The sequence below is a fragment of the Sphingomonas sp. 1185 genome (assembly GCF_040544655.1).
In the GTDB taxonomy this organism is placed as follows: domain Bacteria; phylum Pseudomonadota; class Alphaproteobacteria; order Sphingomonadales; family Sphingomonadaceae; genus Sphingomonas.
In genome coordinates, this window is sequence record NZ_JBEPKL010000010.1 from 78,231 (window position 1) to 90,153 (window position 11,923).

At 62.1% G+C, this 11,923-nt stretch carries 10 protein-coding genes; 4 read left to right on the forward strand and 6 right to left on the reverse strand.

Annotated features, from left to right (window positions below; genetic code table 11):
• Positions 1-5: 5 nt before the first annotated feature.
• The 6 genes from ABIC44_RS09430 to ABIC44_RS09455 all read right to left on the reverse strand — a co-directional run bounded on the left by ABIC44_RS09430 (position 6) and on the right by ABIC44_RS09455 (position 6,620).
• Positions 6-1,397: a cytochrome ubiquinol oxidase subunit I gene (locus ABIC44_RS09430; protein WP_307104326.1), complete on the reverse strand. Its 1,392-nt coding sequence runs from the start codon at positions 1,395-1,397 to the stop codon at positions 6-8.
• Between the two features lie 122 nt (positions 1,398-1,519).
• Positions 1,520-2,920 (reverse strand): aminotransferase-like domain-containing protein, encoded by a 1,401-nt coding sequence (locus ABIC44_RS09435; RefSeq protein ID WP_354295082.1) that lies wholly within the window; start codon positions 2,918-2,920, stop codon positions 1,520-1,522.
• A gap of 68 nt (positions 2,921-2,988) precedes the next feature.
• Entirely contained in the window at positions 2,989-3,327 is a 339-nt protein-coding gene (locus ABIC44_RS09440) for a hypothetical protein (protein WP_354295083.1), read from the reverse strand.
• On the reverse strand, positions 3,305-3,730 hold the full coding sequence (locus ABIC44_RS09445) for a DUF983 domain-containing protein (RefSeq protein ID WP_354295084.1): 426 nt from the start codon (positions 3,728-3,730) through the stop codon (positions 3,305-3,307). Before ABIC44_RS09445 ends, ABIC44_RS09440 begins: the two co-directional genes overlap by 23 nt.
• Before the next feature lie 180 nt (positions 3,731-3,910).
• The gene (locus ABIC44_RS09450; protein ID WP_354295085.1) at positions 3,911-5,362 is read right to left on the reverse strand and encodes a TolC family protein; all 1,452 of its coding nucleotides are present in this window, start codon (positions 5,360-5,362) and stop codon (positions 3,911-3,913) included.
• 40 nt (positions 5,363-5,402) lie between these two features.
• On the reverse strand, positions 5,403-6,620 hold the full coding sequence (locus ABIC44_RS09455; protein ID WP_307104822.1) for an HlyD family type I secretion periplasmic adaptor subunit: 1,218 nt from the start codon (positions 6,618-6,620) through the stop codon (positions 5,403-5,405).
• A 326-nt stretch (positions 6,621-6,946) separates the two neighbouring features.
• On the opposite strand from ABIC44_RS09455, the gene ABIC44_RS09460 reads away from it, so the two are divergent.
• From ABIC44_RS09460 to ABIC44_RS09475, 4 genes are read left to right on the forward strand one after another with little or no spacing between them, the layout of a single operon-like run.
• A complete protein-coding gene (locus tag ABIC44_RS09460) occupies positions 6,947-9,094 on the forward strand; it encodes an ATP-binding cassette domain-containing protein (protein ID WP_354295086.1) in 2,148 nt (715 codons plus the stop codon).
• A 49-nt stretch (positions 9,095-9,143) separates the two neighbouring features.
• Positions 9,144-9,908: a hypothetical protein gene (locus ABIC44_RS09465; protein ID WP_354295087.1), complete on the forward strand. Its 765-nt coding sequence runs from the start codon at positions 9,144-9,146 to the stop codon at positions 9,906-9,908.
• A 5-nt stretch (positions 9,909-9,913) separates the two neighbouring features.
• Positions 9,914-11,560, forward strand: coding sequence for a hypothetical protein (locus ABIC44_RS09470; RefSeq protein WP_307104340.1), 1,647 nt, complete (start codon positions 9,914-9,916; stop codon positions 11,558-11,560).
• Between the two features lie 5 nt (positions 11,561-11,565).
• Positions 11,566-11,889 carry a PilZ domain-containing protein gene (locus ABIC44_RS09475; RefSeq protein ID WP_309694170.1) on the forward strand — a complete coding sequence of 108 codons (324 nt, stop codon included), beginning with the start codon at positions 11,566-11,568 and terminating at the stop codon, positions 11,887-11,889.
• The last annotated feature ends 34 nt before the right edge of the window (positions 11,890-11,923 follow it).

The window sequence follows — 11,923 nt, forward strand, 5'->3', positions numbered from 1 at the left end:
GCCGGTCACTCCTTGTCGAGCGCAGGGGCGGGGGTGATGCCCGCCGCGCGTTGCGGGGTGGAGGCGGGCTCGGTCTCGTGCGCCTCCGGCGGCTTGGCCATCAGGCGGAGCAGGTAATAGGTGCCCGCCCCGAAGACGACGAAATAGACGACCACGAAGGTCAGCAGCGACGTGGCGACCGCCGATGCCCTGAGCGGCGAATGCGACTGGGCGGTGAGCAGATAGCCATAGACGGTGAAGGGCTGGCGGCCGACCTCGGTCGTGATCCAGCCCGCGATCACCGCGACGAAGCCGGACGGCCCCATGGCGATCGCCAGGCGGTGCAGCGGCGTCCAGTCATAGAGCTTGCGACGGAACCGGGCCGCCAGGCTGGCCAGCCCCAGCAACAGCATGACCATGCCCAGCCCGACCATCACGCGAAACGACCAGAACAGGATCGCCACGGGCGGCTCGCGGTCGTCGGCGACGGTGTCCAGACCGGCGAGCGGCGCGTTCAAATCGTGCTTCAGGACGAGCGACGACGCCTTGGGCACCTCTATCGCATAGTCGATATGCTTCGTGGCCGGGTTCGGAATGCCGAACAGGATCAGCGGCGCGCCGTCGGGATGGCTGTCATAATGACCCTCCATCGCCATGATCTTGGCCGGCTGATGCTCCAGCGTGTTCAGCCCGTGCGCGTCGCCCGCCAGGATCTGGGCGGGGGCGGCGATCGCGACCATCCACATCGCCATCGAGAACATCTTGCGTGCGCCCGGATTGGTCCGGTCCTTCAACAGGTGCCACCCGCCCACCGCGCCGACGACGAGCGAGGTGGTGAGATAGGCGGCGATGACGACGTGCAGCAGGCGATAGGGGAAGCTGGGGTTGAAGATGATCGGAAGCCACGATCCGGCGGGAACGAACTGCCCCTGCGCGTTGATCGCGAACCCGGTCGGGGTGTGCATCCAGCTGTTGGTGCTGATGATCCAGGTGGCGGAAATGAAGGTGCCGAGCGCCACCATGCAGGTCGCGAAGAAATGGAGCCGCGGGCCGACCTTGGTGATGCCGAACAGCATGACGCCCAGGAACCCCGCCTCCAGGAAGAAGGCGGTCAGCACTTCATAGGCCATGAGCGGGCCGACGATGGGCCCCGCCTTTTCGGAGAAGACCGACCAGTTGGTGCCGAACTGGTAGGACATGACGATCCCCGACACCACGCCCATGCCGAAGGCCACGGCGAAGATCTTCAGCCAATAGCGATAGAGATTGGCATAGACGCCGCGCCCGGTCCGCAGCCAAAGCCCCTCCAGCACCATCAGGAAACTGGCCAGCCCGATCGAAAAGGCCGGGAATATGAAGTGGAAGGAAACCGTGAACGCGAATTGCGCACGGGCCAGTAACAGGGCTTGGTCACCCATGGCGAACTCCTTGTCTCGGGCGCGCCGTCGGGGCGCGTGACAACACGGCATGGCTTTCGCCACGCGGCAAAGAAAATGCGTCGGTACGTTCGGTCCGGCGGACCGGATCGAATCAAATCAACTCAGATCAGCGATATCTTTCGCGTGGCGTCCGGCGCGATCATCGCACCGAGCAACCGCAAGCCCCGCTCCAGCCGGTCGTGGGACAGCATCCCGCCGATCGACACCCGCAGCGCCGAGGACACCGCCGAACGATCGACCGCAAAGGCCTCGCCGGGAATGGCCGACAGGCCATGCGGGCGGACCGTCTGCGCGATCGATCCGGCGTCGGCATCGGTGGGCAGGGGGACCCACAGATGATAGCCTTCGTCCTGCATATGATAGCTCCCCCTGGGCAGGCATTTGCGCACCATCGCCTGGCGGGCCTGCGCCTCCCTTCGCACCGCCGCCACCAGGCGCGCGAAGGTGTCGCCGCCCACCCAGTCCGCGACCGCCGCGGCATTGAGGGGCGGGGCCATGATCGCGGTTTCGTGCATGTCCGCCGCCAGTCGCCAGGCCTTGGCGATGTCGGGCACGTGCAGCCAGGCGACGCGCAGGCCCGGCGACAGGATTTTCGACACGCTGGCGATATGCCATGTCCGGTCGGGGGCGAAGGATGCGATCGGCGCGAGCGGCCGTTCCGGCAACAGTCCATAGGCATCGTCCTCGATCACCATCAGTCCGTGCCGTTCCGCGACCTCGGCGATGGCGCGGCGACGATCCAGGCCCATGGTCGCGGTCGTCGGATTGTCATTGGTCGGCACGATATAGACGGCGCGTATCGTTCCCGCGCGGCAGGCGGCGTCCAGCGCGTCCGGGAGCATCCCCTGGGCATCCACCGAAACCGGCTGGAGCAGCACGCCGTAGCGCCGCGCCAGTGCCAGGAGGCCCGGATAGGCGAACGGCGCCACCGCCACGCGATCGCCCGCCGCCAGCTCGGCCCCGAAAAACGCATGCAGCGCCTGTTGGCCACCGGCGGCGAGCAGCACCATGTCCTCCTGCGTGGCGATGCCGCGCCGCCGCAGCAGCGCCGCCCCGGCTTCGCGCAGCGACGGCAGGCCGCCGGTCGGCTGATACTGGAACAGCGCGCCGCCGTCAGGCCCGCCAAGCAGGGCGGCGGTCGTCTGGCGAAAGGCATCGACCAGCTCTCCACCGGGGAGTTCGGGCGGCGCATTCATGCCCGGATCGATCCGCTCGACCAAAGGGGGCCGCGCCATGTCGGGTGCAGCGGATCGGACGGGCTGTTCGCGCACGAAGCTGCCCCGGCGGCCATCCCCCTCGATCAGCCCGAGCCGCTGCGCCTCGCCATAGGCCCGCGTCACCGTCGTCAGGTCGACCCCCAGCGTCTCGGCCAGCGCGCGTTGCGGCGGCAGGCGATCCCCCGGTCCCAGCATTCCGGCCTCGATATCGCGGGCCAGCGCGTCCGCAATCGCCAGATATTTGGGTCCGGATGACGAATCGATATCGGGTGTCCAGCTTTGCATGGTAATTTCCTTATTCTTCGATCCATGCAATGTCCATGCATAATTCATGCGCTGGACATTTTGTCCGGTCAGTCGCGGTGCAGCTCGAACGCTTCACGACCCGCCAGCGCGGCGCGAGCCATGGCGCCCCCGTCATGCACGGCCAGCGGCTCGCTATGCGGGTGCGCTTCCCACAGGGTTTTGTCGGCATAGCATCGCAGGGCGCGTTCCAGCCGCTGGACCTTTGCGGCCATGCCGCAGAGCGCATGAAGCGCGACGCGGACTTCCGGGAAATCGTCTCCGCCGCCCGCCCGGATGATCCGTGCATCCTCGTGGCGACCGAGGCTTTCCAGCAGTTGTGCCGCCGCGCGACGGGCATCCTCCCGCAATGCGCCGGTCACCCGGTCAGTCGCCGAAGCGGTTGTCATCCCGTCCATCCATCTGGTTCCAAAGCGTTTCGGTGCCTGCTTCCACCGACCGGTTCACATATTGCGATGCGACCAGCCACCCCTTGATCGGGCGCAGCGGCAAGAGGCAGCCGAGCAGCATCAGCGGCATGGAGGTCAGCAGATGGACCCACCAGGGCGGGCTATAGGCGACCTGTATCCACACCACGACGAAGGTCAGCGGGAAAGCGACGATGCACAGCGAGAAGAAGGCCGGTCCGTCATCGGGGGCGGCAAAGCGATAGTTCAGGCCGCAGCATTCGCATTGGGGCGCGAGCTTCAACCAGGACGCGAACATCCGGCCCTGGCCGCATCGGGGGCAGAGCCCCTTCCAGCCACTCTTCAGGATACGGCGAAAGCCGTCGGAAAGGATATTTGCAGGCATAGTAGCACCATCGCATGGTCGTTTGTCCATGCATAATGCATTATGTATGGTTTGTCGAATCTTATGTATGGTTGGACGGATTTCCCAAGGAAGCGAACGGGACCTGCATCCACTTGGCGATCGCCCCTTGAGATTATCGGGACGCCATCGCCGAGTGGGTGCAAATCATAAACCCTGGCCCTAGCGCGCCGGCACGCCGACGATAATGGGTGCGGGGGTGCTCAGTGGCGGCGGTTCGCCTCCTCCCACAAAGCGGAACAATTCTGCCATTTTCTGCAATACCCGGAGGCCGCTGACCTGTTTCTGCGTATAGTTCGAAAGCTGGTTCTGCTTCGCTTGGAATAGCGCCTGCTGGCTATCGAGCAGATCGAACACGGACCGCTGACCGGATCGAAACTGTTCGCGGTAGAGCGTTACCACCTTTTGAGCAGCATCGATCTGTGACTCGATCGTCGCCATTTTCTCATTGGCTGCCTTGAGCGACTGGAAATCGACTCTCAGATCCTGTTCGACGTCGCGCCGAACTTTCAGCAACTGGTAATCCGCCTCGCGCAGCCTTGCTTCGATCCTGCGTTTCAGCGCCATGTCCGCGCCACCGTTGAGCAGATTGTAGCTGATCGTGACGACGGCGCGTGCATCGTCGGCGCGTCCCGTGCGACCCAGCACCTCGTAGCGATGGTTGCCCTGGAGATCGAGGCCGATGCGCGGGAAGAAATTGCCTTTTTGACTGGCAAGCTGACGCTCGATCGAGCGGCGATCCTGGCTCGCCTGCGCCAGATCGGGGTTTCGCTGTTCGATCACATCGACGGCGGAATCGGGGTTGGGCGGCAGGGCGGAGTCGACGGGGGGCAGATCGGTCGCCCGGTCGGGAAGGCGCCCTGTCAAACGGCGATAGGCTTCGCGCTGCTGTTGAAGCTGACTCTGCGCGTCGAGCAGCAACTGTTGAAGATTGTCCTGTCGGACCTGTGCGCGGCTGACATCCGCGCTGGTCGTGAGACCCAGATCCTTCTGGACCGCGATCATCTTGGACATTTTCGCTTGCGTCTCGATCTCCTCGCCGATCAGGTCGACAAGCTTCTGCTTTTCCAGAACGCCGAGATAGGCGGATGATATTTCGAACGATATCTGTTCGATCTTCTTGCGCGTGCCCCATCGCGCACTGGCATAAGCGGCGTTCGCGCGCTTGATGTCATTGATCGTGACACCGAAGTCCCATAGGTTCTGATGAATATTCAGCACGCCCTCGCGTCGCTGGAGCAGCGAGTCGCTGGCCGCATTCGGTTGGACATATTCGGGACCGCTGGCCAATGTCATGTCGACCCGGGGAAGATATGCCGCGCGTGCTTCGTTTACGCCGTATTTTGCGTCGTCCTGCTGCGCGAGGGCGATCTGGATATCCGGGTTCTGCTTGAGCGACGCGACGATGGCGTCACGAAGCGACTCCTTCGCTACGGCACTCGGCTGAGCATCGGGCTGAACGGTGGTCGTGAGGGCGGCGACAGCGCTGCGCCTCCCTCCCTGCTTGGTCGGCGAGCGTGTCTCCGCGCCACCGGCCTGTGCGGCTATCGCAATTGCAACCCCAAGAACAAGCCCGTTCCCGGCATACCACGACGGCTTGGATTTATTCGTCATTGTCGCATTCCCCCCGGAAAGAAAGATTGATGGATCATCGTTATTCGCGGAAAGCCCCATCCCGCACGCGGATCAGAGGCCCTAAAATATAGCTGAGCACCGTCTGGTGACCGGACCGGATATCTACTTCTGCGGTCATGCCTGGCAGCACGGGCTTTGTTTTGTCGAACCGGCGCGTATCGGCGCGCAGTCGTACCCGGTAGTAAAGCTCGCCCTTGGGATCTTGCAGGGCGTCAGCGGAAATATCCTCGACCCTGGCATCGAGTCCGCCGAAGATGGTGGAATCATACGCACTGATCTTCACGACCGCCGGTAGGCCAATCCAGATGTTACCGCGGTCGCGCGGTGAAACGCGCGCTTCGATCATCACGGCGTCGTCGACGGGCACGATCTCGACAAGAGGCTCGCCCGGCTTGGCGATGCCGCCCAGGGTCTGGACAAGCAGCTTGTTGACATAGCCGTCGGTCGGGGCGCGAACCTCCTCGCGAAAATTGCGATCCTGAAAGGCGTTAAGCGCGTGCCCGGCCTTGGTCATTTCCAGCCTCAGGGTCGCGGCTTTCTCGCGAGTGTCGGACAGATATTTCGTCCAGGCTTCGCCGCGCTTTGCCGTCGCCTCCGCAAGCCCGGCCTGGGATTTGGGAATTGACGTGATCGTATCGGAGATACGGGTGCGGACCTGCTGCAATTCGCCCTGTTTCTCGAGCACGGCATTTTCCGACACCGCTTCGGACGCCAGGGCACGCCGCAGCCGCTCCAGTTGCGTTTCGACCGTGCCCTCTTCTTTGCGGAGGCTGGCCAGTCGCGCCGTGGAACTCGCGATGTCGGCACGGAAACCCTGGATTTGATGGTCGTATACGCTGATTTGCTGCTGAATATCGGCGCGCTGCGACGCAAAGAATGCCTCTTCCGACCGAGCGATATCAGGAGCCAATCGTGCCAGTTCGGGCGGCGCAGTAAAATGATCTGCGCCGGATGCTTCGGCTTCAAGGCGAAGGATGCTGATATGTTTCGCCGCAACGTCGGTCTGGGCGTTGTCGAGTTCGGCGTTCGATTGCTGGTTGGATAGGCGCAGAAGAATATCGCCCTTGCGGACGCGTTGTCCTTCGCGAACCAGGATCTGCTTCACGATCCCGCCTTCCAAATGCTGGACCACCTGGTTTTGAATCGAGGGCAGGACGCGACCAGTGCCGCGCGTGACCTTGTCGATCTGGAACAGCGCCGCCCATAGCAGGAGGCTCGCAAGAGCAACGGCCAGCACTTTCAAGATGTTGAAAGACTTGGAAGTTTCAATCCTTGCACTCCAAGGTTGAAGTCCGTCTATCCTTGTAAAATTTAGGTTTTCCTGCGTTAGACCGCCATCGGCATGGAATATCCTGCTGATAGAGCATGATAAATTAGTCAGAAATCGAGTCATGCGTCTTAGCATTGTTCGAATATGCCCTTGCGGTATCCTGTTTGTCTGTGATTTACGCTTAATATATAAAAAGAGTGTAGATGTGGAGATGCAATGAGGGAATCGTGCTTGTTATGAGGAAGCGAAAGTCATACTTTCAAATGGTTATCGCGACTGTGATGCGGAGTCGCGTGAGCTTCCGGGGCACGAAACTTAACGGCGTCGTTGGGCTTGGGCTGGTCGATGCAATTGTAAAAATTGCCGAAAATTCGGGTATTACTGTCGGCTCTGTCGATTTGAGCGCGTCACTGCCGATGAGCGGTGGTGATCTCGATGCCCGGTTCGCACCGTTCGCATGCGCGCGCGTGGATCTGGACGCCAGATGGGAACGGCGCAACGTGCGGAAGCTGACCGAGGCGCATCTGCCTGCGGTGCTTTGCCTGATCGATGGGGGCTATCTGGTCGCCAGGGCGAGATCCAGCGTCGGAGAATTGACGATAATCGACGGTACGGGCGAACGGCTTGTCCCGATCGATGAGGTTGCCGCAGCAACAACCGATCAGATGCTGATCGTGGGCCATGTCGATTCCGTCAACGGTAGTTTGGCCTGCGACCAGCGTGAACGCATACGGGCCAATCCCCGCACTTGGCTGTTCTCATGTTTTCTTTCGGAACGGCGAAATTTTGCGCAATTGTTGCTGGCCGCGTTGCTGCTCAACATGTGCGCTTTCGCTATCCCATTGTATATGCGGGCCATTTACGATCGGGTAGTGCCGAACCTGGCCGTCGATACCCTGTGGGCGCTCTCTTTCGGCGCTCTGCTCATCCTGGTCTTCGAATGCCTGTTCAAGCAGACGCGGTCGGTTTTCATCGACGCGATCGGTCTGCGCGTCGGTCAGGGCATACAGCATCGCGCCATGGCCTCGGTGTTGCACGCGCGGATCGACAAGTCGAACTGGACCGTCGGAAGCCTGATGACGGCGCTTCGCGACATCGAATCGATGGCGATGCTTGCACCGCATGCGGCGGCCACCTTCTGCGTGGAAATTCCCTTTTTCTTCGCCTTCCTTGCCCTGATTGCCATGATCGGCGGCTGGGTGGCGGTGGTGCCGCTATTCGGCGCGCTTGCGATGTCCCTGATCGGACTGGCCTCGGCCTATGGACTGAAGTTCGGCAGCCATCGGTCCAGCAAGTTGGTGCAGGCGCGCAGCAACCTGGTCGCCGACGTCGTCGGCAGCCTCCATACGATCAAGAGCAATCAGGCCGAAGGGCGCTTTCTGCGCCGATGGGATATCCTCTCCGACCATGTCGGCATGAATGGCAAGGCCACCCGCCATTGGCAGGAGATTCCGGCGGTCGCCTCGGCCTTCATCGTCCAGGCGGTAACGATCGGGATCGTCGTCATCAGCATCTATCAAATCCGCGCCGGGGTGATGACGGCTGGTGCGCTGATCGCCTGCAACATGTTGGCGGGTCGCGCCATGGGCCTCGTCTCGTCGGCGATCGGAATCATCGGCAAGGGCTATCAGAGTCTGACGCAATTCGGGGCGCTGGCCAATCTCCTGGCGCTCGAGCCAGAGGTCGAAACGTCGGACATGGCAGTCAAAGCCCGTCCCTTTGTCGGGCAATTGGCCTTCGAGAATGCAGGCTATGTCTATCCCGATACAAACGCGCCGGTTCTGCATGACATAAACCTGGAGATTAGGCCCGGCGAGAAGATCGGGATCATCGGGCTGGCCGGCTCCGGCAAATCCACGCTGCTCAAACTGCTAGGGGGCCTGGTCTCGCCCACCTCGGGCGCGTTCCTGATCGATGGTCATGCCGTAGAGCAATATGCGGCCTCTCTGCTGCGGGAAAACATCGCGTTCGCAACGCAGGATGCAACGCTTTTCGACGATACGATCTATGAGAATATCGTGCTGGGGCGTGCGGCTCCCGATCCGGCATTGCTGGAGCGGGCCCTGAAGACTTCGGGCGTCCATCAGTTCGTCATCCAGTCGAAGGAAGGCCTGAGCCGCACGGTCGGGGGCGGGGGCTGCCGGCTTTCCGGTGGTCAGCGCCAGGCGGTGGTGCTGGCGCGTGCCTTCATGCGCGACCCCCGCATCCTGTTGCTGGACGAACCCACCGCATCGATGGACATCGATGGGGAACAGGCCGTGATCCGCGGACTGCGGGAATTCAGCACCGACCGGACATTGGTCATCGCCACCCATCGGTTCGCCGTGCTCGACCTCGTGGACCGGGTACTTTGGATGGAGAACGGACGCATCCTGGCCGATCAACCCAGGGACCAGCTTCTGGCGCACCTGCGCCAGCGTCAGACGGCACGCGCCGCGTGAAGGGCGCCATTCACGGGCAAGCAACCGGACAATCAGGGAAAGGGGTAACGTGGCAGGGGCATCTGAAGACGGCGAAGTCAATCACTGGCCGGCATTCGTGGACGTACTGACCGCGGTGATCATGGTCGTGACCTTTCTGCTGGTCATCATGAGTGCGGCGGTCATGGAACTGTCCAAGCGGACGGTTCAGGTCATGCAGCAGAAGATCAATGAGATGCAGCAGAGCAGCGGGCAGCGGGCGGTGGCAGGGGAAACGGCACCGACGGCGAGCAATCCTGCGAATAAGGCGGCCAGCCGGGGTGTCGAGGGCATGCGGCCTGTCCAATCCCCGTCCGATGCGGCTGCGGGCAGTTCCATCGCGCAGCTCGGCTCTCCGCTGATGTCTGAGACCGCGACGAACGGAAAGGACCAGTTGTCCATCCTGACCCGGGATACGCCCGATACGATGCGGATCGCTGCCAAGTCGACGGAGCGGCCCAGCGAGACAAAGGGCATGCGCATCACCACCGCCTCGACGCTCCTACGGGTCGACTTCGATCCGAACGCTGTTCGATACACCGATGAGGACGCGGCAAAGGTGCAGTCTTTCCTGAAAGGCGCGGCACAGCCAGGCCGGAAATATGGGATCTGGTCCTTGGTCAGCAGTACCGGGGCGATCTCCGAGCCGATGCGGATCGCATATTATCGGGCTGCGGCGACCCGCAACCTGCTGATCCAGGCCGGTATCAAGCCCGACGATATCGTCACGGAAACCCGCGTGGTGGACCCCAAGTCCGATGACGCGAACTCCGTCCGCATCGTCGTCAAGAATTGAGGGGCATGGCCATGAAACGCCAGATACGCGACGAACTCATCAAGATGTCGGCGGTCATGACGATCATGATCGGCGTCGGCGTCTATGCGCACGACTTCGTCATCGCGGGCATCAAGGCCAAGATGGCGCTGAACCTGTCGATATTTGCGTTGTTTTCCGTCGCAGCGATCATCGCCTTCCGCAACGTCCTGGCGCTGAGCAACGAAGTGCAGGCCCTGCGCGCGCTGCAACAGAGCAGCGCGATCCTGGAGGCGGACGACAGCGTCTACGAAACGCCCGCGAGCATCTTCCACGAGCCGCACCTGCTGGGACAGGGCTATCGCCTGATCGCGGAACAGCTCGCCAAGGACGGGGTCGTCAATCTGCCGTCCAAGGTGGCGGAATCGCTCGTCCACAGCGTCGACCAGCGCATCAACGAACAGAAGTCGGTCATTCTCTACTTCTCGGGCCTGATGGTCTTCATGGGCCTGATCGGCGCGTTCATGGGCCTGATGCATACTGTCGGGTCGGTGGGCGACCTGATCGGGGGTATGGATGTCTCCGGCACGGCGGGCGGCGACAGCTTCGGCAAGATGATCGAAGGCATGAAGGCCCCGCTGCGCGGTATGTCGGTGGGTTTCAGTTCGTCGCTCTTCGGCCTGTCCACATCGATGGTGCTTGGTGCGCTCGAGCGTTGCATGACCAAGGCGGCCAAGTCGCTGAGGGACGATTATGAGCATTGGCTGTCGAGCGTCACGACCCTCGAAGGTGCCACGGAAGTGGAGTCGCGAGGCGTCGTCGGCGCCGGGGCTCCTTCATTGGTGCGCGCGATGGACGTGGCGGCGCGTCAATTGTCGACCTTGCACCAGGCGGTGGAGCAGGGGCAGCGGAATGACCTCGGGATACAGGTGACATTGTCCCGTCTGCACGACGCCATGGCTGACCTGTCGAACATGGTGGCACGCGTTACCGACCCTACACCGCTGCTTCAGCCGATCGCCGATGTCGTGGCCGATCTGGGGCGGCACCAGGTTCGGTTGGCGGCCGATATGGAATTGCTCTTCGCTGAGGTTCGGTTCGACCGCGCCCACTTGCATGACGTGATGACGTCGCTGCGCGAAATGGCCTGGCAGCAGCGTCATGCCGAGAATGAGCGCGAGGATCGTATCGTCCGAACGCTCGACCAAATTCTCGCATGCGGGGAAGCTTTGCTCGATCGGGAACCCGTAACCCTGCAATGGCCGGTCATGAAGGACGATGCATCCACGCGCTTCGATGCGCGAATGCTGCATCATCGTCTTCTGGCGGCTTTTGGCAGACGGCGGGACGAAATCCGGACGAAGCGTGACTATCGCCGGTTCGCCATCGAGATCCGGGAGACGATGGAACGGCAATATCGTCTCCAAGAGGAATTGCAGCGGGAAGTCGCCCGGTTTCGGAATGCCGTCTCGGCCGACCGCGTCAAGGCCGCCACGCTTCTCGATGCGCTGGCGCAGGAGAGCGAACGTCTTTCCGCACTGGCCGGGATGATCGAAGCCAGCGGAATGGCGGCGACCGTGCGGGGCGAGCTTGAGCATGCCCGTGCGCATATGAATGTTTTGACCGCGCGTGCGGAGCGTCTGCGTGACGATATCACCGAGACGCGTATCAACGACAATCTGGGGAAAAATTGATGGGCATGTCTCGCGCCAAGGCGGTCGTCTGGAAAGTCTTCCACCGGGATTATGCCGCCGCCCGATCTCAGCGTCGGCTCGAATGTCGGCTGGATGCCAGCCTGACACTGATCGAGAGCGGTATCGTTCTGAAAGGAAAGATACTGGATATTGCCAGCAAAGGGGCGTTGTTTCGTCCGCCGCAAGTCTATCTCCTCAATCGCGCGGGAGGCTTTGTGCGATTGTCGGTAGGAGAAAGTGTCGTGGAAGGTGTGATCGTCAATACCACCCCGCGCGGCTATGGCGTTCATTTTAGAGAGATGTTGTCACTCGACGCGATCATATCCTGATCCGGGTCGAAGGCGGCGTCTTCTCCAAAAGCCT

Excerpts from the sequence above, each read along its gene's own strand:
- ABIC44_RS09430 (WP_307104326.1), bottom strand. The coding sequence starts at position 1,397 with ATGGGTGACCAAGCCCTGTTACTGGCCCGTGCGCAATTCGCGTTCACG.
- ABIC44_RS09435 (WP_354295082.1), bottom strand. The coding sequence starts at position 2,920 with ATGCAAAGCTGGACACCCGATATCGATTCGTCATCCGGACCCAAATAT.
- ABIC44_RS09440 (WP_354295083.1), bottom strand. The coding sequence starts at position 3,327 with ATGACAACCGCTTCGGCGACTGACCGGGTGACCGGCGCATTGCGGGAG.
- ABIC44_RS09445 (WP_354295084.1), bottom strand. The coding sequence starts at position 3,730 with ATGCCTGCAAATATCCTTTCCGACGGCTTTCGCCGTATCCTGAAGAGT.
- ABIC44_RS09450 (WP_354295085.1), bottom strand. The coding sequence starts at position 5,362 with ATGACGAATAAATCCAAGCCGTCGTGGTATGCCGGGAACGGGCTTGTT.
- ABIC44_RS09470 (WP_307104340.1), top strand. The coding sequence starts at position 9,914 with ATGGCCATGAAACGCCAGATACGCGACGAACTCATCAAGATGTCGGCG.
- ABIC44_RS09475 (WP_309694170.1), top strand. The coding sequence starts at position 11,566 with ATGTCTCGCGCCAAGGCGGTCGTCTGGAAAGTCTTCCACCGGGATTAT.